Annotated in this window: 19 protein-coding genes; 6 read left to right on the top strand and 13 right to left on the bottom strand. The window is 52.6% G+C overall.

Features of this window, described 5'->3' with window-relative positions:
- Positions 1-28 precede the first annotated feature (28 nt).
- The 4 genes from trpS to ACRDCA_RS24165 form a co-directional block, all read right to left on the bottom strand.
- Positions 29-1,036, bottom strand: coding sequence for a tryptophan--tRNA ligase (trpS, locus tag ACRDCA_RS24150; RefSeq protein WP_438691817.1), 1,008 nt, complete (start codon positions 1,034-1,036; stop codon positions 29-31).
- A 205-nt stretch (positions 1,037-1,241) separates the two neighbouring features.
- Positions 1,242-1,769 carry a cysteine hydrolase family protein gene (locus ACRDCA_RS24155; RefSeq protein WP_438691818.1) on the bottom strand — a complete coding sequence of 176 codons (528 nt, stop codon included), beginning with the start codon at positions 1,767-1,769 and terminating at the stop codon, positions 1,242-1,244.
- Positions 1,770-1,814: 45 nt separating this feature from the next.
- A complete protein-coding gene (locus tag ACRDCA_RS24160) occupies positions 1,815-2,918 on the bottom strand; it encodes a suppressor of fused domain protein (RefSeq protein ID WP_438691819.1) in 1,104 nt (367 codons plus the stop codon).
- A 126-nt stretch (positions 2,919-3,044) separates the two neighbouring features.
- A complete protein-coding gene (locus tag ACRDCA_RS24165) occupies positions 3,045-3,929 on the bottom strand; it encodes an oxygenase MpaB family protein (RefSeq protein ID WP_438691820.1) in 885 nt (294 codons plus the stop codon).
- Between the two features lie 107 nt (positions 3,930-4,036).
- Between ACRDCA_RS24165 and ACRDCA_RS24170 the strand changes: the two genes are divergently transcribed.
- Complete coding sequence (locus ACRDCA_RS24170; RefSeq protein WP_438691821.1) at positions 4,037-4,480, top strand: acetyltransferase; 444 nt, start codon at positions 4,037-4,039, stop codon at positions 4,478-4,480.
- A gap of 45 nt (positions 4,481-4,525) precedes the next feature.
- On the opposite strand, the gene ACRDCA_RS24175 is transcribed toward ACRDCA_RS24170, so the two are convergent.
- On the bottom strand, positions 4,526-5,173 hold the full coding sequence (locus ACRDCA_RS24175) for a TetR/AcrR family transcriptional regulator (RefSeq protein ID WP_438691822.1): 648 nt from the start codon (positions 5,171-5,173) through the stop codon (positions 4,526-4,528).
- 419 nt (positions 5,174-5,592) lie between these two features.
- Here ACRDCA_RS24175 and bhsA point away from each other — a divergent pair, with 419 nt between their 5' ends.
- Positions 5,593-5,850 (top strand): multiple stress resistance protein BhsA, encoded by a 258-nt coding sequence (bhsA, locus tag ACRDCA_RS24180; protein WP_438691823.1) that lies wholly within the window; start codon positions 5,593-5,595, stop codon positions 5,848-5,850.
- 58 nt (positions 5,851-5,908) lie between these two features.
- Here the strand turns inward: bhsA and ACRDCA_RS24185 are convergent, their stop codons facing one another.
- A complete protein-coding gene (locus ACRDCA_RS24185) occupies positions 5,909-7,207 on the bottom strand; it encodes an SLC13 family permease (protein WP_438691824.1) in 1,299 nt (432 codons plus the stop codon).
- Between the two features lie 238 nt (positions 7,208-7,445).
- Between ACRDCA_RS24185 and amyA the strand changes: the two genes are divergently transcribed.
- Entirely contained in the window at positions 7,446-8,930 is a 1,485-nt protein-coding gene (gene amyA, locus ACRDCA_RS24190) for an alpha-amylase (protein WP_438691825.1), read from the top strand.
- A 129-nt stretch (positions 8,931-9,059) separates the two neighbouring features.
- On the top strand, positions 9,060-9,911 hold the full coding sequence (locus ACRDCA_RS24195; RefSeq protein ID WP_438691826.1) for a PA4780 family RIO1-like protein kinase: 852 nt from the start codon (positions 9,060-9,062) through the stop codon (positions 9,909-9,911).
- Between the two features lie 191 nt (positions 9,912-10,102).
- Here ACRDCA_RS24195 and ACRDCA_RS24200 read toward each other — a convergent pair whose 3' ends face one another.
- Positions 10,103-10,567, bottom strand: coding sequence for a methyltransferase family protein (locus ACRDCA_RS24200; protein WP_438691827.1), 465 nt, complete (start codon positions 10,565-10,567; stop codon positions 10,103-10,105).
- Between the two features lie 78 nt (positions 10,568-10,645).
- On the opposite strand from ACRDCA_RS24200, the gene ACRDCA_RS24205 reads away from it, so the two are divergent.
- Entirely contained in the window at positions 10,646-11,461 is an 816-nt protein-coding gene (locus ACRDCA_RS24205; RefSeq protein WP_438691828.1) for a helix-turn-helix domain-containing protein, read from the top strand.
- Here the strand turns inward: ACRDCA_RS24205 and ACRDCA_RS24210 are convergent.
- The 3 genes from ACRDCA_RS24210 to ACRDCA_RS24220 all read right to left on the bottom strand — a co-directional run bounded on the left by ACRDCA_RS24210 (position 11,437) and on the right by ACRDCA_RS24220 (position 13,433).
- A complete protein-coding gene (locus tag ACRDCA_RS24210) occupies positions 11,437-12,030 on the bottom strand; it encodes a LysE family translocator (RefSeq protein ID WP_438691829.1) in 594 nt (197 codons plus the stop codon). The genes ACRDCA_RS24205 and ACRDCA_RS24210 overlap by 25 nt on opposite strands.
- A gap of 101 nt (positions 12,031-12,131) precedes the next feature.
- On the bottom strand, positions 12,132-12,749 hold the full coding sequence (locus tag ACRDCA_RS24215) for a hypothetical protein (protein WP_438691830.1): 618 nt from the start codon (positions 12,747-12,749) through the stop codon (positions 12,132-12,134).
- A gap of 39 nt (positions 12,750-12,788) precedes the next feature.
- Positions 12,789-13,433: a response regulator transcription factor gene (locus tag ACRDCA_RS24220; protein WP_438691831.1), complete on the bottom strand. Its 645-nt coding sequence runs from the start codon at positions 13,431-13,433 to the stop codon at positions 12,789-12,791.
- 590 nt (positions 13,434-14,023) lie between these two features.
- Between ACRDCA_RS24220 and ACRDCA_RS24225 the strand changes: the two genes are divergently transcribed.
- A complete protein-coding gene (locus ACRDCA_RS24225) occupies positions 14,024-14,971 on the top strand; it encodes a LysR family transcriptional regulator (protein ID WP_438691832.1) in 948 nt (315 codons plus the stop codon).
- Between the two features lie 33 nt (positions 14,972-15,004).
- Here the strand turns inward: ACRDCA_RS24225 and ACRDCA_RS24230 are convergent, their stop codons facing one another.
- The 3 genes from ACRDCA_RS24230 to ACRDCA_RS24240 form a co-directional block, all read right to left on the bottom strand.
- Positions 15,005-15,877, bottom strand: coding sequence for a hypothetical protein (locus tag ACRDCA_RS24230; protein WP_438691833.1), 873 nt, complete (start codon positions 15,875-15,877; stop codon positions 15,005-15,007).
- Positions 15,878-15,895: 18 nt separating this feature from the next.
- Complete coding sequence (locus tag ACRDCA_RS24235; protein ID WP_438691834.1) at positions 15,896-16,705, bottom strand: OmpA family protein; 810 nt, start codon at positions 16,703-16,705, stop codon at positions 15,896-15,898.
- Between the two features lie 93 nt (positions 16,706-16,798).
- A partial coding sequence (locus ACRDCA_RS24240) for a YadA-like family protein (RefSeq protein ID WP_438691835.1) occupies positions 16,799-20,424 on the bottom strand: 3,626 nt, incomplete at its 5' end.

Raw genomic sequence — 20,424 nt, forward strand, 5'->3', positions numbered from 1 at the left:
TGGGAGGGTTAGGGTGAGGGGGTATCGCTTAATCCAGGGCAAAAAAGTCCAGGCCCAACGCGGATTTAACCTGTGCCAGAGTGCCTTGGGTGATCTGATTGGCCCGCTGACTGCCCTGTTGCAGGATGCGCATCAGTTCGCCCTTATCGGCGCTGTACTCGGCTCGCCGGGTGCGGATAGGCTCCAGCAGGGTTTGCAGGCAGTCTTCCAACAGCCGTTTAATCTTCACGTCCCCTAACCCACCCTGGCGATATTGATCCTTTAACTGCGCCACCAACGCCTTATCCTCACAAAACGCATCCAGATAGGTGAACACCATGTTGCCTTCCACCTGGCCGGGATCGCTGACGTTCAGATGGTTGGGATCGGTAAACATGCTCATCACCGCCTTATGCACCTCGTCGGCACTGGCACCCAGCATGATGGTGTTGCCGCGTGATTTCGACATTTTTCCCTGCCCGTCCAACCCCGGCAGCCGGCCCACGCTGCTCAGCAACGGCTGGCATTCCACCAGCACCTCGCGATCGACGATACGGTTAAAGCGCCGGACTATCTCGTTGGTTTGCTCCAGCATCGGCAACTGATCTTCCCCGACCGGCACATGCGTGGCGCCAAAGGCGGTGATATCCGCCGCCTGGCTGACCGGGTAAATCAGGAAACCAGCGGGCAGGCTGCGTGAAAAATCTTTCTCAATGATTTCGCTTTTCACCGTGGGATTACGCTCCAGGCGTGCGACGGTGACCAGATTGAGGTAATACATCGTCAGTTCTGCCAGCGCCGGAAGCGCCGATTGCAGGCACAGCGTGGTCTTGGCAGGATCGATCCCCACAGCCAGATAATCGGCCACCACGTTGAGCACGTTGGCACTGATTTTTTGCGGGTTGCTGCCGTTATCGGTCAGTCCTTGCAAATCGGCTACCATCACCGTTTGCTGATGATGATGCTGTAGCTCAACGCGCTGACGCAGTGAACCGACGTAATGACCTAAATGCAGTGAACCGGTGGCGCGATCGCCCGTCAGAATGGTGTAACTCATAGCCTTGCTCCTGGAAGTAAACAGACCGCCGGATCAACGCAGATAAAAATGCCGCCAAAACCGGCGGCATTAAAAATGAGGGATGAATACCCGTGCCGCCTTTAGAAAAGGCGCCACCAGCTAAAACAAGATGTGAACTGCGGGAAGATATTCATGCGGCTACGTTACTCCCCACCAGCAAGCACGTCAAGGATGACATCCAGCCTCAGAAACTCACTTCTGCGGCTGGCACTGCGCGGATCTTCACGCCAAAACTCTCGATACTCGACAAGGTAGCGTTATGGTGAGCGCGGATTTGCAGCCCGCTGGCATGTGATTTGTCGTGGCTGGTATGGGCATCCGCCGCCAGCACCACCGGATAACCCAAACCCGCAGCCCGGCGGGTGGTGGTATCAACACAATACTCCGTGGAATAGCCGCAAATCACCAGCTGTGTGACCCCTTCGGCAATCAGCAGCTTGCCCAGATTGGTGCGTAAGAATGAATCCGGCGTGGTTTTATCAACCCGGTGATCGCCTGCTTTCACCTGCAACTCCGGGTGGATCTGCCAGGCTTCGCTGCCGTGAGCCAACTCCTCATGCGCTGTTTGATGCTGAATGAAAATCACCGGGGTGCCCGCCTGCCGAGCACGCTCGCTCAGTTGGTTAATCCGCAGGAGAACCTCTGCGGCCTCTGCTGGCGGTGGCACGAACAGGCCCTGCTGCACATCAATGACTAACAACGCTGACTTCATGGCTGGCTCCAAAAGGGATCGTTAAATTGACAATGCCAGCACGAGTTAGACTAGCGGCTGGCGTGGGCGGAAGATGTGATCGACGCCCTGCTCACGTAGCCTGTTCACCAGCTCGTGACCACCGTTTGGTGTCGCCTGCGCCAACTCTCGCTCGGCGGCAAACACCGGGCTGGCCCAGAAAATATTCACCGTATCACCATGCTGCGCGGGCAACACCAGATGTTCACTATAGGGGTAAAACGATGAAGAGAGAATATAGCCTTCATAACCTTGTGGAGCGACCGCCGAAGCCAGCGTATGTCCTTCACCAAACCAGGTGAGGTTCGCCCAGGGTACATGCGCAAATCCGGCTAGCGCACTGGCCATCTGCACCGCGTTTTCTTCGGTCATATACTGCCCATCAATGGCGATCGCCATTTCCATCCGGCGGTATTTGGCTGCCTCGTCATTGAACAGGATTTCCACCCACGGCATTGGCCGGATGCTGGCTCCCATGGTCAGAAAATAGTAGATCCCGTCGCGCTCATGCTGAGTGATGGCCATTGGCGGCCACTTACCCTGGTCGATGGCGTAATATTTTACCGAAGGGCCAAAGTGTTGTTCGTACCGAGCCTGGTAATCGCTCTGCATTTTTGGCCAGGGGTTGCCTTCCTCCCGCTGCCAGCTCCGCCAGAACTGCCGGGTATTTTCCGCCAGCGCATATTGAGTATTGGTGGAAGCGGAGCCAAGCGGATAGGCCAACGCATTTTCTTTGATGCAACTGGCGGAATAACAGACCGAGTGATCGATGTATAAACTCCAGCCGGGAATGACGGCCAACAGTTGGCCGTGATACCACAGGGCCGCACCATCGTCGCTTTCGGTCCAGATCACCATCAGCCCGGCGGGATCTAGCGGCGCCTCACCTTCCAGATTACGGCAATACTCTGCCGCCAGCATTGGCGGTTGCCCGGCTTCCAGTGCGGCACGATCTTCCTGCTGCGGAGCCGTCCCCAGGTTACGTAGCCAGCAGGCACGCACCTTGAAACGCTCACTGTATTCTTCCGTTGGGTAGATATAAAAATAGGCGGCACGGCTATCTTGCTGAACTACCGCGACCAGCGTCTGGTTCTCGTTATTCACTTCAGCAAGTACGTTTGACTCGTTCATATCACCTCAAAGGGTTGATGGCGCAGAAACAGGCTGCACGCTAAAAATAGAATATTTCTCTCGGCCAGTGTAGAACGCATCGCTAATCGGGATCACGTGCAATAGTCTCAAAAGTGCAGGAGCAGGCTAACATTGCGGCGCTGCAGCCTTATTCATCCGCCGCATCGCCCGATGGTAAGAACCATTTCGTACCGAAGCACGCAGCACCCGTCCTACACCACCAACGCCAATACGCACACACCGACGCCTGATGTTCCCTGGGGTAAATCCGAGTTGCTGCTGCGCCCAATCCGGCAACAGATCGATCCCCGCCTGCATCACCAGTGTGCCAAACGGCCGCGCCAGCGCGCTGGGAGCCGGAGCCGTCAGCAGGATCCGCGCCACCTCCAAAGTGCGTTCATCGCAGACCAACTGCGGACGCATCTGTTGCAGATAGTCGTCGACCGCCGCACGGGATTTAGGGACATTGCCAGCCCCCAAGGCTTCCGCTACGCGAGCAGCTTCGCGGTAATAGGTATCCTGCTGAGTAGGAGATAAGTGTGGGTTGCGATAACGCAGATGCGAAGCCAGAAAACGGCTGCTTTCGGCGACATGAACCCAGGTCAACAGATGCGGATCGCTGGCGGCATAAGGCTGGCCATTATTATCACTTCCGTTGACCTGCAAATGGATGGTTTTGACTTTGTCGATCAGGCGTTGCGCCTCCGCACTGGGGCCAAACGTGGTGACGGAGATAAACTGGCTGGTACGGCGCAGGCGGCCCAGCATATCCTCACGAAAGTTGGAATGATCCCACACGCCCGCCAATGCCAGCGGGTGCAACATTTGCAACAGCAGCGCGCTAACGCCGCCGCATAGCATCGAGGTAAAGTCGCCATGCACCTGCCAGGTGACCGACTGCGGGCCAAACAGCCCTGGGTCACCCGCCGGATTTTCAAAATCAATCCCGCCGAGTGCCAGCCCGGTCAGGCTGAGCACCTGTTTCTCTATCGCTGCACGTATCACTTCCATCCCTCTGTCCACGGCCTATGTCGCAGTTTATCATAGTGAGGGACCGAGACTGCTCAACTCGCTATGTAGATAGCTTAACGAACAATGACAATAGATTGAGAATTTCGATGATAACGATAAGAACACGCATGGCTGCGGATAACGAACAGTTGGCAGCAATCTGGCTGCGTTCGGTACGCGCTACCCACCATTTTCTGAAGGAAGAGGATATTGCCCGCCTGTACCCGCAAGTCCTCAACGACTACCTCCCGGCGGTAAACGTCTGGGTTGCCGCAGATCCCACTGGCGAGCTATGCGGCTTTATCGGATTGGATGGCAACAAGGTGGAAATGCTGTTTATTGATGACGAGCGGCGTGGCGAAGGTATGGGTAAAGCCCTACTGGCCAAGGCTGAGGCTATGTATGGCGAGCTGTTGCTGGACGTGAACGAGCAAAATCCGCAGGCATTGGCGTTTTATCAGCAGTATGGCTTCGTGGTGATTGGCCGCAGCGAACTGGATGGCCAAGGCAAACCTTTCCCATTGCTGCATATGCGGCTGGCAGCAAGATAAAACGGCCCCTTGCTCGCAACGAGTGAGGGGCTGTTTAGCCGCAGCTCAAACTTTATTGCCCACCTGGCTCAAACGCGGCCACACCATCATGGTGGTTTCAAGCAGCTGCAACAAATCTGCTCGGCTGGCCCCTTCGCGCGCCTGCGCCGACATCCCGGCAATCATGCAAATAATATACTTCGCCAATAAGGCGGTGTCGGTACGAGCCAGCAGCTCGCCCTGCTTTACTTTGCGATCGAAGCAGGCTTTCAGGCTGGTTTCCTGCGCATGATGCTTGTTGCGCAGCATCTCGGCCAGATCGTTGGAATCGTCGGACAAGGCGGCGTTGGCACAAACCATAAAGCAACCGGCTGGGTTTTCCGGATCGGTAAACACCTCTGCCGACGTGCGCAGATAGGCTTCAACGATGTCAGCGATCGGTAACTCCTGGGCCAGCAGGTGGTTGTAGCCTTCGACATAGCGGCTCAGATAGCGCTCAACCGCGGCGCGAAACAGCCCCTCTTTGTTACCAAACTCGGCATACAAAGTGGGCGCTTTGGCTCCGGTCGCTTCAACCAGATCGGCTAACGAGGTAGCTTCATAGCCATGACGCCAGAACAGCTCAAGCGCTTGCTCAACGGCCTGGTCGCGATCAAACTGCTTCGGCCTGCCGCGAGATTTCTTCGCGCATGCTTCTTCATTATTGATACTCATAGACCCTCACTTTCCCGGTCGCCCAACTCGGGCGCAATAAATAAATTATCGATCGGTATAAAAAATAGTACGCCGCTGATGATAAGCGAGCAACGTTTAATTAGCGATCGGTAAGCAATGTGGCCAATCATGCCCCAAATCGGGCAACAAATCCTCTCCAATCCGGCCTGTGTCTTGCCGACCGGCAGAAGAAAATCGTCAAAAAATAACAATAACCATTAAATAACAATGCATTATATTAATTCAGCATCATCAAGCGCCTCAGCAGATAGCCCACGACAGCACAATTTAATTAACGACCACTAAAAAAACATTTGCAATCTCCCGAGCAGGGGCCTAACATTAAGTTATCGACCGTTAAGTAATTAAACGGCATAACACAACAACTTTTACTGCTCACGTAGAGATAGGAAACCATTATGAAAAACCTGAAAATGACCCTCGCAGCCATCGCACTCGCTTCAGTATCTTTCGGTAGTTTCGCCGCAGAATTGGTCAATAGCCAACCGGCCGAACTGCAAAAATCCGGGGTTATCTCCGTGAGTGGCGCTTCTGACCTGACCTCGCTGGAAAACAGACTGGCAGCCAAAGCGGATGCCGCTGGTGCTAAATCCTTCCAGATCATCGCTACAACCGGTAGCAATAAACTGCACGGCACCGCGATCATCTATAATTAATCGTTAAATCGTTTTACGCAAAGAGGCGGCCTTGGTGCCGCCTTTTGCTGTTGCGAGATCAGCCAAACCAGCCCAACAGCCCGAACCACAGGTAGTCCAACGGGACCAACAGCCCAAAGGTTAACAGCGCCAGCAGCAGGCATAATTTCAGCCCTTCACGCGGCGGAACCTTGCCCATCCCCATCGCCACCACAATCGGTGATGCCTGATACGGCAGCAGCGGCGTGGCATAACCAATCACCTGCGTCATCAATACCGTGGTTAACGGCAAGCCGCTCCCTTCTGACAAAACCTGCGCCAGCGGCGTAAACAGTGCCGGTACGCCATTGGCCGTCACCACAAAGTTCAGCAGCGTCGTAATGCCGATCAGCATGCCGAAGGCGGTAAATGGTCGATCCTGGGTCTGCGGTATGACATTCAGCAATGCAGTGCCTAACCAATCCCCCAACCCAGAATGGCTCACCAAAGCCGTCAACCCAAGGATCCCTGCCACATAGAGGCAGGTGCGAATGTTGGCACCGGCAGCAAACTGCTCCCCCGTCAGAAAGCCAATACGCGGCAACAGGCAAACGCACGCGGCGGTTAGCCCTACCCAGGCGGGCGCAATACCGTGCCAACTGTCGGTGATCCACAGCAACACCGTGATCAGCAACAGCGCGATTAATCGCCATTCCGCTGCGCTAAGCGCACTCTGCCCGGTGGTTTTTGCTACCGGCCGTGGTTTGGCACGGAACAGCCAGCAGATGCATAACGTCAGCAATGCACCTTTTGCCAACCCCAGGATCGGCGCATGCAGCAACAGGTAGGACAGATAGGTAAAGTGAATGCCGTAAGCGCTTTCTGCCGCCCCGCTCATCACCAGATTAGGCACGTTGGCAGGCAGAATACTGGCCGAAAGTTGGAAGGTACCAAACCCAACTGCCAACGCCAGCCCATAACGGCCACGCGATCCTTCCGCCAACCCGGCACGCTCGGCTAACGCCATGATGATCGGCATCAACAGGGTAATCCGTCCCATATTCGACGGCATGACAAAGGCCAGCGCATAGCTGATGGCCACCACTCCGCCAACCAGCCTTGGCCAGGAACCGGCCAGCAGCGGCAAAATACGGTTGGCCAACCGATCGGCCAGCCCCGTAGCACGGATCGCCGTCCCCAATACAAAACCGCTCAGCACCAGCCAGAATGCCGAGGAGGCAAACCCAGAGAACACCACCGCCGTCGGCGCTAACTGCAATATCATCACCACAGCAAAAAACAACAACGCAACCAGATACTCCGGCAAACGCGACGTTGCCCATAGGGCGATCACCGCCAAAGTTACCAGCGCGGAAACGCCCATCTGGTAATCCATCATCACGACTCCCTGTTAACGTTAGTATTTTGTTATCAACCGGTTATATCTTCACATAACTGAGACGCTGGTAGGGTGAAACGGCTCACAGTTCGCGGGCTGCAGGCAAATCGACTCTACTCTCCCTGCGCCAAGAGGCTACTCTGCATACAGGCTAGCACTGCGGATTTTCCCTTTTGCCAAAACTGGCCCATGCTTAAGCCTGACATACTCTTATGCTGATGAATCGGGATGCTGACTGATGACGAAAAAGACCACGCTGTTGCAGTTTTTCCATTGGTACTACCCTGACGGCGGCAAGCTCTGGCAAGAGGTCGCCGAGCGTGCCCCAGCCCTGGCCGAACTAGGCGTGACCGATCTGTGGCTGCCGCCGGCCTATAAGGGGGCCGCTGGGGGCTATTCGGTGGGATATGACAGCTACGACCTGTTCGATCTGGGGGAGTTTGAGCAAAAAGGCACCCGCGCGACCAAATATGGCGACAAAGAGGCGTTAACCCAGGCCGTTAATCGCCTGCGCGAACACCAAATCCGGGTGCTTTATGACGTAGTATTCAACCACAAAATCGGCGCCGATGAAAAAGAGCAGGTGCACGTCTATAAGGTAGATGAAGATAACCGTAACGATATAGCCGAAGAAGGTCTCGACGCGTTGGCCTACACCCGCTTCACCTTCCCTGGGCGCCAGGGTACCTATTCCAAATTTATCTGGGACTACAAATGCTTCAGCGGCGTCGATTATATCGAACAGCCGGAAGACAAAGGCATCTTCAAGATTGCCAATGACTATGGTGAAGAAGGCTGGAGCGATCAGGTTGATGACGAAAACGGCAACTTCGATTATCTGATGGGGGCCAACGTGGAGTTTCGTAACACCGCGGTCGTCGAAGAGTTAAAATTCTGGGCGCGCTGGCTGATGGAAACCCTGCCTTGTGACGGCTTCCGGTTAGACGCCACCAAACACATCCCGGCCTGGTTCTTTAAAGACTGGGCGGATCACGTGCGCGACGCGGCACAGCGCGATCTGTTTATCGTGGCAGAATACTGGTCGCACGATTTGGCGGCATTACAACAGTATTTAGAGTTGGTCGATGGTAAGGTGATGCTGTTCGACGTACCGCTCCAGCTGAAATTCCATCTGGCGTCAAAACAGGGCGATAGTTACGATATGTCGCAGTTGTTTACCGATACGCTGGTCGCCGCCGATCCTGCTCATGCGGTAACCCTGGTGGCCAACCATGATACCCAGCCGTTGCAATCGCTCGAAGCCCCGGTCGAACCCTGGTTCAAACCGCTGGCCTATGCCCTGATCCTGCTGCGCGAGCAAGGCGTTCCTTGCCTGTTTTATCCAGACCTGTATGGTGCCAGCTATACCGATCAAGGCGATGATGGCCAGGAATATCAGATTGAAATGCCGGTGATTGGCGAACTGGAGACGCTGATCCAGGCACGTCAGCGCTTTGCCAATGGCGAGCAGAACGACTATTTTGACGATCCGCACTGTATCGCCTTCAGCCGCAGTGGCACTGCCGAAGAACCGGGTTGCGTGGTGGTGATGACCAACGGGGCCGAAGGCAGTAAAACCATCGAGTTGGGCGAAAATTTTGCCCATAAATCCTGGCGTGACTTCCTCGGCAACCGCGAGGACGATATCATGACGGATGAGCACGGTAGCGCGGCCTTCCCGGTCAATGGCGGCAGCGTCAGCGTCTGGGTGATTGCCGAATAAGCGTAAGGTCCGCCGGGGCGGCAATGTACCCCCCCGGCGGCAAAACCCATTTTTGCTTTTTTGGTCTAATTTTTCGTTTAGAGCATAAGCAAATATTCACAGCGGAGCCTAAATAGGGTACAAGGCTGCATGAAAATTCCAAAACGACTCCAGCCATTGGTTGATGATGGTTTAATCGACGACGTCATCCGCCGTTTGAAAAGTGGCAAAGAAGCCGACGTATTTATCGTGCGTTGCGGTAATGACATCCGCTGCGCCAAAGTCTACAAAGAAGCCGACAAACGTAACTTCAAGCAGGCCGTGAACTACCAGGAAGGCCGCAAGGTGCGCAACAGCCGTGATGCTCGTGCCATGAGCAAAGGCTCCAAATTTGGCCGCCAGCAGCAGGAAGAAGCCTGGCAGAATACCGAGGTGGATGCGCTGTATCTGCTGGCGAAAGCTGGCGTACGCGTGCCACAGCCGGATATCTGCCTGGACGGTGTCTTGCTGATGGAGCTGATCACCGATGAAGAAGGGCTGGTAGCACCGCGCCTGAGCGACGTAACGTTAACGCCGGAGCAGGCGCTGCACGATCACGCCCTGATGATGAACTACGCGGTGCGCATGCTTTGCGCCGGGCTGGTTCATGGCGATCTGTCAGAATTCAACGTGTTGATGGACAAGAACGGGCCAGTGATTATCGATTTGCCACAGGTAGTGGATGCCGCCGCCAACAACCATGCCAAAAGCATGTTTGAGCGCGATATTAACAACATGACGCACTATTACGGCCAGTATGCGCCAGAGCTGCTGGGCAGCAAGTATGCCAAAGAGATTTGGGCGCTCTACCAGGAAGGCAACCTGACGCCGGAGACCGAGCTGACCGGCAAGTTTGTCGAAACCACCAAACGGGCTGATGTTGACTCGGTATTGGAAGAGATCCAGGCCGCCAGTGATGAGCACCAGCGGCAGATGATGGCTCGTAGCGAAAACGAAGAGTAAGTTTCACCTGCATCAGTATCAAAGCCCCTCACCCTAACCCTCTCCCCAAGGAGAGGGGATTGAGCGTGCCACAACTTAACACCTCTGCCACACTCTACAGATTAACCTCTGCTCCTGACTACGGCTCCACACTGGCTCCCTCGCCCTTTGGGAGAGGGTTGGGGTGAGGGGAACAAACTTGAAATATTCACTTAAAGCCAACGCCTCACACGGCGGCAAAACACCCGATAGTCTTGCCCGAAATTGCCACGTAAAAACGCCTCTTCACGCGGGATCTGCACGCGATCCAGATAGACAAAAAACAGTCCCCACCACAGCCAGACGCCGATGCCTCCCAGTACCAGCCCCCAAACCGCCAACAGCAGGATCTGCCCCAGATACACGGGATTACGGCTGAAACGAAAAATCCCGGTGACCAGCAGCGCGCTGACCTGCTGAAATTTTTGTGGATGCAGCGTGGTGCCCGCCCGATGAAAAGCATAGCTGGCGCCGATCATGATCGTCACGGCAACCACTGCCAACACGCCAGCGGCCAATAAAATAAGCGGGTTCTGTTGCCAACTCCCCTCGCCTAGCCAACGAGTTATCGCCATACCAACAGCACAAACCACCATCACCACCGGCGGCAAAACCATCCGCTGCAACCTCACTATCATTATCCCGTTCCCTCTCGACCGCATCATACAAACTACGCTATAACAAAGCCTATCCGTCAACATGCCAAAGAAGAATCGATGAGCACCTATGCCCCCCAATTCTGGCGCGATGAGCGCCTGCCGTTCGTTGAAGCCCGCGCCGTCGAAGATGGCCGCAAGCTGTGTTATGCGCTGCACAGCCATGAGTTCTTCTGTATTGGCACCATCACCGCCGGTACCAGCACCTACGTTAATGGCGACCAGCACCTACAGGTTAGCACCGGTGACGTGGTGATCATCAACCCGCAGCAGGCGCATGGCTGCAACCCGATTGGCGATCAACGCTGGTCCTACATCATGTTTTATATCGATCAGCACTGGTTGGCAACGCTACAGCAGGATGCTGGCAGCGGCTTTATGCCGTTTAAGCAGATTATCAGCCAGGATCCGGCGCTATTTAACGGCCTGAATCAACTGTACGGCGTTCTGACCGATCCACTGTGTTGTCACCTGGAAAAGCAGATCGCGCTGGTGGATTACTTCAGTAACCTGCCACAGTTGCTGGGCGAGTCTTCGCAAACGCAGCAGGATATGACCCCAAAATTGGCAACGGCGGCGGCGTTTATCCGCGCTCATTGCACCCAGTCGCTAACGCTGGAAGCAATCTGCCAGGCGTCGGCACTCTCCCCTTCTTACCTGATCCGTGCATTCAAGAAACGCTACGGCATGACGCCCCATGCCTATCTGGTCAATCAGCGGGTACAGCACGGCCAGCGGCTATTGAAACGGGGCTTGTCGATTGCCGCCGCGGCCAGCGAAAGCGGCTTTGCCGATCAGGCACACTTTCAGCGCACCTTCAAACAGTTGCTGGCAGCCACCCCCGGCCAGTATCAGATCCCCTCGGCCAGCAAGTAACAGGCACTGAACGCCAGCAGCAGCGCCATCAAGCGGTTAAAACGCCGCAGGTTGTGCGCCCGCTGTAACAGGCCGCTAAGCATCGCCCCAGCGTAGGCCCAACAGGCTATCGACAGGTAGCAAATCACAAAATAGAGCCCGGCAAACAGCCATAACAGCCGCATCTCCCCGTCCCCCACAAAGGCTCCCATGCTGGCAACCGACGCCAACCAGGCCTTGGGATTCAACCATTGCAACAGCGCGCCATACCAAAAAGAAGGGGCCTGCCGCTGTGCATCCTGGCTTAGCCGCCCGTTATCCACGGCAAGCTGATAGGCCATATAAAGTAGAAACACGACACCAGCCCACAGGATCGCGGTTGTCAGCCATGGCCACCAGGCAAGCACTTCATGCAGTCCCAAGCCAACCAACACCAGTAATAACGTGAAACCCAAGGTCGCGCCGGTCACGTGCCGCAGGCTGGTAGTAAAGCCAAACTGCGCTCCGCAGCTAAGTGCCACGATGTTCACCGGACCGGGAGTTATGGAGGAGGCCAACGCAAAAGCGGCCATCGAAAGGTATAGCGTCATAGTTAGCACCTGTAAGAGAGTTACAGGTGCCAGCGTGCCGGGTTACGCGGGGAGAGTATTGAACAAAATTGCCCTCAGGCAAACTGGCCTTGGTGAGAAGGTCAAATTCTTAGTTGATCCTTGGCCAACCGGTAAAGCTCCAGGTTGGTAATAATACCAAACTTTCTCATCAGGTTACGTTTGTGATGGCTCAATGTTTTAATACTTCGACCATCGAGGCAAGCCAGCGTCGTCAAGCTGATCCCTTTCATGACGGAATCAAACACGGTGATTTCACAAGGGGTCATGGAGATCTTTTCCACTTGATTAGAGGTGGAACTGTCTCTCTCTTTTAAAATAGATTGAGTAATAATACTTTCATCGCCAGAAACCGAGAAGATAAGTTCGACCAGTTCATCGATGGGATCGTCGATAGTAGCAATCCCGTTGGCCAGTCCGTTGACGGTCAATTTAAAATAAATACTTGAGTGACAAGATAATATCACCACAATTTTCGCATCAGGATTTTTACAACGGAAAGACTGTAGCAAGCGGAATGACTCAAAATAATCATCACGAATATCAACAATCACCGCCGTATTTTTAAGGTTGAATGCCTCACATTCTTTTAACGAGTCGTACTGCAAACACTCGCCATCCCCCTCGGTTTCTTGTTGGTACAAATACTTAAGCCCCAGCAATAGGTACTGGCAACGACTGATGAGCATCAGGTTATTCATTTCATCCCTCGAGGATTTACAATAACATTACATCCCTGACTACCTAATTAATGAATCTGATTTCAATTTAAAATAAAGTTCGGTAATGGTTCTAACATGGAACTTGCTATAAATGTTAGAGCGATGTGTACCCACTGTTTTACTGCTGATAAATAGTTCCTGAGCAATTTCCTTATTCTTCATGCCAGATAAAATCCGTTTCAGTATGTCATTCTCTCTTTTCGTCAGCGCAAAGAAACGCATGCTGCCGATATGATTGATAACATTATGCAGTTCGCCAAATTGGCTACCCATTTTGGTCAACAATTTTTCTATGGTAAGGGTGATGGTTTCAATATCAGATTTTTTCTTCAAGACTACATCAGAAAAAAGTGACAGCAGTTGATAACTGTCGCTGTCATCGTCATCTTTGCATAAGGTAACGATAACGCTGCCCTGGTTATTTCCCTTCAGCTTATTAATAAAGTCAATACGTTCGGAGTAAAAAACTTCATCCATGTCTAAAATAACCATGGAGTTTTCTTTCTGTATCACCTCGTCCGTCACGCTGGAGACACTTTTACACAGCGTCAGATTAATTTCTTTGCCAAGGTATTTATTGGAAGAGACCAAATCGTCAACCAGTTTGTCAAACGCGTAACGAATCAAGTCACAATCACTAAACATGATAATATTTATCATCATCTTTCCATTTTCAGTAAAACTGCGCATCCTGGCTAACGAAGAAATTTTATTGTGGTTTACCCTTCATTTTGAACACTATCTCTCAATAGCTCAATAGAGTCATTAAGAATGCATTTATTAAAAATGGGAAAAATCCTATAAATAAAATTTACAGTTAGTCAGCCTGTTTGAGAGCTTTATTAAACGTGACAAAGACGTTATCGGCAAACCAGAGACTAAAAATGTGTTTTTTAATTCTCAAAAAACACAATAAAATCAATCATTTAACCAAATAATTCAACCAGGAATTTTCTTAGAAACGCATTGATAATGATACGTATTATCCCATTTGCTATCTTTTTTAATCAGAATGTTAAATATAATGATTGAAAATCCATACTATCTGACTGATTACACCGTCTATACTTTCAGTTAAATGTGTTATGTACACGGGCCTCCACATGTAAGTTTATATTTCATTTTGTTACCAATGACATCCAACTTCAATGTTATACTGCTAGTCATCAACAATAACGGTTAAACAGCAGCAAGAGAGCAACGTTGGCAGAAGTAAAAACGCTCTCCGGCACCAGATAAAAAGGTTAGGTTTAATGGCGAACATGACGTATAACGGCAAAAACCCTGGATTAGACTTAAACCTGCTCACTATCTTGGCTGCTGTGATCGAAACAAGCAGCGCAACGCTTGCCGCAGAACGGCTTGGGTTAAGCAGTTCATCAATCAGTTATGCACTCAATAAACTCAGACAACATTTTTCTGACCCTATCGTGATACGCACCAGCAGTGGCGTCAAACCCACCCTGCTGGCAATGAACCTCTACAATAACACCCGACCACTGCTCGACGAACTTAATACGACATTAAATACGCTCGATTTTGCAGGCAATGCTCTCCCCTCATCCCGCTCAAGAACCATCCGCATCAGAACCAATTCAATTTTTGATTTTTGGCTGTCACATCAAATGATTAAGGATAAAAGATACCAAAATGGTTATACCTTCGAATTCACTTCCTACCCTAATGACAGAGAACAATGTCTGGAACTGTTAAGGAATAAACAAATTGATTTAGATATTGGTTTTTCTTGGGGCAACGACCGCTCCATTATAAAAAAAACATTATCTAACATGAAGTTAGTTTTTCTGTTTAGGAAGGACCACCCTAGAATAGGTGATAAGGTCGAACTGAGCCAGTTGGCAAAGGAAAATAAATTTGGTTGGATTAGCCGCGACGGATTAAATTCGGCGGAAAACCCATTACTCTCCTGGTTTACCGAAAAAAACATCAAAAGAATTTATCTGAGTGATTCACTGATCAATGCCGTGTTACATGCTGCGAACTCTGATGCCATCAGTATTCTACCTGAGTTTATCGCCCCTTTATTTTGTGACTTATTCTCAATGCGCTATCTGCCTTGTAATGACTTCGACGATGATAGATTCAGCATTTGCTGCCATATACACCGTAGCAATAAAGACGACCCGGTACTTAATGATATTATTAACATGATGATGGGTAAAGAGAGAGGGTCGCCATGACTACCCACGACAACCCTCCTTATGGTGCAGATGTTACTTACGTTTTTTTAATGCCTTGCTTTTAGGCTCGGCGCTAGCCGCCGGTTGACTAAAATAAGGCACATCCAGATAATACTCTTTACCTAACATCTTGCCGTTGCCAAACCAGGTAATGCCTTTAACCTCCAGATCAACCGCCCCCTGAGAGAAAGACATCACATACCCCTTGTCATCCATCACGCGATAATCCCCCTTTGACAGGCTTAACAGGGTAATATCCCCTTTTTTGCCCGCATAAAGTTGCTTAACGCGATCCAGATAGAACGGAGCCAATTCGGAGAACATATCGAATATCTGGTTCTTGTAACTGGCGTAGCTCATCGCGCCTCTGCTCGCCAGGGCATTGGCCATCAACGAATAAAACTCGGCGTTGGCTTCGGCAATCGACATTCGGGTACGCATCACCTGATTGAGCTTATCCTGGTCGATCTCTTGCTTAACACTGAGGGTTTTGTCTTTATTGGTGACATTCACCGCTTTATACAAGCCCTTATTATCGCCAGCTACGATCACCGAGGTGGCAATATAGCTGGCACACGCGGCTTTCTGTTTCTGATTTTCACCATTAACCAACAACGACAAGGCATTACCACTTTCAGGAATTTGGCTGACGTCGACACCGTTTCTTTGCAGGAAGGTCTCTACCTCAGCCTGACTCTTCTCATTTCTAGCCAGATCGCACACCAATTTCATCATCAGGTCATTACGTTCATTGTTGACCGATGGCGTCATTTCCAGCAGCGTTTCGCTGATAAGTGAGGCGGTAGGATAAGAAACCACATAATCCCTGCTCGCTGCCTGAGCGCTAAAACCCCAAACGCTGGCTAGCAGTAATACGGCAGATCTGACTAAAAATTTCGCTTTCATCTTACTGTCCTGAATGACTTATTTACTGGTGAACTCAATCACGATCCGGCGGTTTGGCGCTAAACACTCAACCACTTTGGCCGATTTTTTACCCGGGCAAGCGACCAACGGCTGGGAGGAGCCGGCACCTTCCACCTGAATAATCTGGCGGCTGATGCCGTTTGCTACCAACAGGTCACGCACCGACTCGGCACGCTGTAAAGAAAGCCGCTGGTTATAGGCTGCGCCCCCCAGACGATCGGTGTGCCCGATAATCAGGATGCTCTTTTCGTTCAGGTTGGTTTGCTTGATTTTGTTAGCAAAGCCCGTCAGTTCATTCACCCCGGCTGCTGACAACACCGCGCTGTTAAAACCAAACAGCATGTTGGCATTGAAAGTGACCGGCGTTGCAGGAACCTCTTGTTTTACCACCGCAGCAGGCGCAGCTTTCAATCGATCCAGGCAATTTTCCGGTTGGAAGAAGAAGGACTGAGCGATCAGATCCTTATCGAACACCACCTTGTACTGACAAACCAGATCGTTGCCGCTGGCCATTCTGAACTTGAGGATGTAATCCCACTCTTTCACCCCGAATACGCCTTCAGAGAAGTGCGGCGTGCCGATCAGTTGATAGAGCTGGTTTTTGGTCATACCCGGTTTGATCGCATTGAGGTTAGCCAGATTAACGTAGCTCCCCTCTGGGCGGGTTGCGCTGTCCATCTGTGGGAACACCGGGCTGGCAGTATGCCCGGCACTATCTACCTGGCTGATACTTCTGGTACATGCTGACATGGAGAGCACGATGGCTGCTGCCAGAACAACACGAGCACTTTTTGCACGAGAAAACATAAGTCCGCCTAATTCAAGAGTTTTTTACTGTTGCTCTGGTGACGTTACCGCCACCAGAGCTGTTACATTTCGGTTATCGACTAAATCAACCTATTACCATTGATAACCTACCCCTACTGCGACACCTACATCCCCTTGCGTGGTCGTGGTCCCTTGCAGTTTGGTCACCCACTTGCCGTTGTCGGAAATGGTTGACACCCCCATGGCGACTGCACCCTGGCTACCGTAGCTGGCGCCGCCCATGCTGAACATGCTGGCCCCAGGTGAGTATGGCTGTGGCATGCTGGCCATCGCCATCGCACCGGCAATACCGCCTTCCAACTTGTCGTTTTGCTTGTCAACCTGGTTTTTCAGGTCGTTAAACTTGCTGTTGGTATAGTCTTTCGACTCGTTGATACCGCTGGTCAACTGATTGACGTTAACGCCATCCGTGCCTTTGGTACCCGCTGCCACGTTGGTGATCTGACGTTCGTTACCGGCAGAACCGACGGATACGCTGTTGGTTCTATCGGCGACCGAGCCAGAGCCCAGAGCAACCGAGTTATCAGCCGTAGCAGAGGACGAGTTACCCAGAGCAACGGAGTTGGCACCTGACGCTGTGGAGGATGTCCCCACCGCCATGCTACTGTTACCCGACGCTTTGGAGCCCGCACCACCGGCTACCGAGTTATTACCGGTCACACTCGGTTTCGGCAGGTTGTCAGTATTCTTAACCTGGAACATGCCGTCGGTACCGTTCTGGATATTGGTGATATCCGTGCTGTTCTGCTTCACTGAATTGTCGATGTTGGTGATATTACCGGACACCTCTTTCAACTGAGCCAGGTTCACCGCATCGGTATCCTCAGTACCCGCTGCCACGTTGGTGATCTGGCGCTCATGGCCTTTCGAACCGACAGAAACCGAGTTAACCCGATCCGCTACCGAGCCAGCACCCAATGCCACAGCGTTATCGGCTGTCACAGAGGCACCATCACCGATGGCAGTACCAGACTTGCCGCTCACGCTGCTAGAACCACCGATGGCTACCGAGTGATCCGTCGTCGTCTGAGCATTGCTGCCCATGGCGATAGAGCTGGTACCCGTTGCCACCGCATTACCACCGACCGCGATAGACTCCGCACTCACCGCTTTAGAGTCAGCCAGCGTTGAATTGGCATGGAAGTACTTGACCCCTTTACCATTGTTGATGTTGGTAATTTCAGTTTGCAGACCGAACAACTGCGAACCGTTCACCGCATCGGTACTGTCGGCACTGATGTCTCCAGCTTTTACATCGGTGATTTTGGCAGGGCCGTTACCCATATGGTCGGCACTGTAGGCACCTTTGCCGGCATTCCACTGCAACGCATCATCCTTCAACCCATTAATATCATTGGTGTTGTTAGTGATGTTGGTGGTATTGATCGCCACCTGGTTATTGGTCTCGGTCAGTTGAGAGTAATTAACCGCGTCGCTTGGTGCTTTACCGTCCGCCACGTTAGTGATGGTGGTACCACCGGTATGCGTGCTGTTGTCATAAATGTCGCCACCCAGGGTCACGCTGTTGTGGGTGCTGTTGTCATATTTAACGACATCGGCTACCGATTCGGTGGTCACTTGTTTCAACTGTGCCACGTTCACCGCATCCGCATCGTCCGCACCGGCAGCCAGCCCGGTTATACGACGGTCACCGATATTCACTTCACCCCGTGCAGTCCCGCCGACCAGGTACGCCTGATGAGACAAGGTGCTGCCGTTGGCCAGAGAACCCGCGCCCAAGGCGATGCTGCCATCAGCACTGGCGATTGCGCCCATACCAATTGCCACCGCGTCGATACCTGTCGCCTCTGAATCCGCGCCGGTAGAGTTGGCGTGGAAGTACTTGGTGCCCTTGTTGTTGATGTTGGTCACCGTATCACCCAGGTTGGTGATAGAGGTGTTGGTTTCGGTCAGCTGTGAGTAGTTCACCGCATCGCTTGGAGCCTTACCGTCCGCCACGTTGGTGATGGTGGTACCGCCGGTATGCGTGCTGTTGTCGTAGGTGTCGCCACCCAGGGTAATATTGTTATGCGTGCTGTTGTCATATTTAACGACATCGGCTACCGATTCGGTGGCAACTTGTTTCAGCTGTGCCACGTTCACTGCATCCGCATCGTCTGCACCGGCAGCCAGCCCGGTAATACGACGGTCACCCACGTTCACTTCACCCTTCGCCGTGCCGCCAACCAGGTAGGCTTCATGAGCCATGGTGCTGCCATCTGCCAGAGAACCGGCACCCAGCGCGATGCTGCCATCGGCACTTGCCACTGCGCCCATACCGATTGCCACCGCATCAATACCCGAGGCCACAGAATCCGTGCCGGTAGAGTTGGCGTGGAAGTACTTGGTGCCCGTGTTGTAGATGTTGTCTACGGTATCGCCCAGGTTGGTGATCGCCGTGGTGTTACCCGCGATGTTGGTGGTGTTGATACTCACCTGGTTATTGGTTTCGGTCAGTTGTGAATAGTTCACCGCATCGCTTGGCGCGACGCCATCAGCCACGTTGGTGATAGTGGTACCACCGGTATGTGTGCTGTTGTCATAAGTGTCGCCACCCATGGTCACGTTGTTGTAGTTCACGCTGCCGTCAGTATTCTTATCGTACTGAACGCTGCCGCCTTGCAGGCCATCAATCGCCTGGTTGGTAGCAAACAGTTGTGAACCGTTGATGGCATCAGTGCTGTCTTTATTCAGACGGCCTGCGGCCACGTTGGTGATAGTACGTTCTGCACCCACTGCCCCTACGCTGAGCGAACTGGTCGGTGCAATACCGGCAAACGCATAGTCTTTACCATTGAGGTTCACACCCGTCGTTGCCACAGCAGCGCTGGCCGTTGAACTGTCACCCAAAACAACTGCGCCATCCAATCCGGCATCGACTTTCACGTTACTGCCGACGACAAAGACTTTGTTGGAGTCGATGAGGTTATTGTTACCCAGTGAGTAACTGTCATCACCGTTCACCACGGTTGGGTCACCAATCGCCGCCGAACGTGCACCGTTAACCACGGTGCTATAGCCCAGGCTGATTGAATGATCGCCATTTGCCATTGCATTCACACCGGTAGCAACCGCACCGACCCCTCTCGCGGCGGCGTTGATACCTGCCGCAATCGAGTTGGCCCCGGTGGCGCCATCGTTATTGAAGTTGGCATCAGACATGGAAACGTTATTGAAGCTGTAGTAGTGGTTCATGACCGAAGTCAGTTGTTCCACGTTCACGGCATCCGTTGCGTCTGCACCCGCAGCCAGCCCGGTAATACGGCGATTACCCACGTTCACTTCACCTCGTGCAGTCCCGCCAACCAGATACGCCTGGTGAGACAAGGTGCTGCCGTTGGCCAGAGAACCCGCGCCCAAAGCTACGCTGTTATCAGCGCTGGCAATGGCACCCATACCGATTGCCACCGCATCCAGACCAGACGCAACAGAGTCGATACCGGTGGAGTTGGCGTGGAAGTACTTGGTCCCGGTGTTGTAGATGTTGTCTACGGTATCGCCCAGGTTGGTGACGGTATCACCCAGGTTGGTGACGTTGGTGTTGGTTTCGGTCAGTTGCGAGTAGTTCACCGCATCGCTTGGCGCGACACCATCCGCCACGTTGGTGATAGTGGTGCCACCGGTGTGCGTGCTGTTGTCGTAGGTGTTGCCGCCCAAGGTAATGTTGTTGTGGGTGCTGTTGTCATACATCACCGCAT

Source organism: Serratia sp. (in: enterobacteria) (genome assembly GCF_051654945.1).
Lineage (GTDB): Bacteria > Pseudomonadota > Gammaproteobacteria > Enterobacterales > Enterobacteriaceae > Chania.

Excerpts from the sequence above, each read along its gene's own strand:
- ACRDCA_RS24185 (WP_438691824.1), bottom strand. The coding sequence starts at position 7,207 with ATGATGGATTACCAGATGGGCGTTTCCGCGCTGGTAACTTTGGCGGTG.
- amyA (WP_438691825.1), top strand. The coding sequence starts at position 7,446 with ATGACGAAAAAGACCACGCTGTTGCAGTTTTTCCATTGGTACTACCCT.
- ACRDCA_RS24235 (WP_438691834.1), bottom strand. The coding sequence starts at position 16,705 with ATGTTTTCTCGTGCAAAAAGTGCTCGTGTTGTTCTGGCAGCAGCCATC.
- ACRDCA_RS24200 (WP_438691827.1), bottom strand. The coding sequence starts at position 10,567 with ATGATAGTGAGGTTGCAGCGGATGGTTTTGCCGCCGGTGGTGATGGTG.
- ACRDCA_RS24170 (WP_438691821.1), top strand. The coding sequence starts at position 4,037 with ATGATAACGATAAGAACACGCATGGCTGCGGATAACGAACAGTTGGCA.
- ACRDCA_RS24225 (WP_438691832.1), top strand. The coding sequence starts at position 14,024 with ATGGCGAACATGACGTATAACGGCAAAAACCCTGGATTAGACTTAAAC.
- ACRDCA_RS24230 (WP_438691833.1), bottom strand. The coding sequence starts at position 15,877 with ATGAAAGCGAAATTTTTAGTCAGATCTGCCGTATTACTGCTAGCCAGC.
- ACRDCA_RS24165 (WP_438691820.1), bottom strand. The coding sequence starts at position 3,929 with ATGGAAGTGATACGTGCAGCGATAGAGAAACAGGTGCTCAGCCTGACC.
- trpS (WP_438691817.1), bottom strand. The coding sequence starts at position 1,036 with ATGAGTTACACCATTCTGACGGGCGATCGCGCCACCGGTTCACTGCAT.
- ACRDCA_RS24175 (WP_438691822.1), bottom strand. The coding sequence starts at position 5,173 with ATGAGTATCAATAATGAAGAAGCATGCGCGAAGAAATCTCGCGGCAGG.
- ACRDCA_RS24195 (WP_438691826.1), top strand. The coding sequence starts at position 9,060 with ATGAAAATTCCAAAACGACTCCAGCCATTGGTTGATGATGGTTTAATC.
- ACRDCA_RS24160 (WP_438691819.1), bottom strand. The coding sequence starts at position 2,918 with ATGAACGAGTCAAACGTACTTGCTGAAGTGAATAACGAGAACCAGACG.
- ACRDCA_RS24205 (WP_438691828.1), top strand. The coding sequence starts at position 10,646 with ATGAGCACCTATGCCCCCCAATTCTGGCGCGATGAGCGCCTGCCGTTC.
- ACRDCA_RS24155 (WP_438691818.1), bottom strand. The coding sequence starts at position 1,769 with ATGAAGTCAGCGTTGTTAGTCATTGATGTGCAGCAGGGCCTGTTCGTG.
- ACRDCA_RS24210 (WP_438691829.1), bottom strand. The coding sequence starts at position 12,030 with ATGACGCTATACCTTTCGATGGCCGCTTTTGCGTTGGCCTCCTCCATA.
- ACRDCA_RS24220 (WP_438691831.1), bottom strand. The coding sequence starts at position 13,433 with ATGATGATAAATATTATCATGTTTAGTGATTGTGACTTGATTCGTTAC.
- bhsA (WP_438691823.1), top strand. The coding sequence starts at position 5,593 with ATGAAAAACCTGAAAATGACCCTCGCAGCCATCGCACTCGCTTCAGTA.
- ACRDCA_RS24215 (WP_438691830.1), bottom strand. The coding sequence starts at position 12,749 with ATGAATAACCTGATGCTCATCAGTCGTTGCCAGTACCTATTGCTGGGG.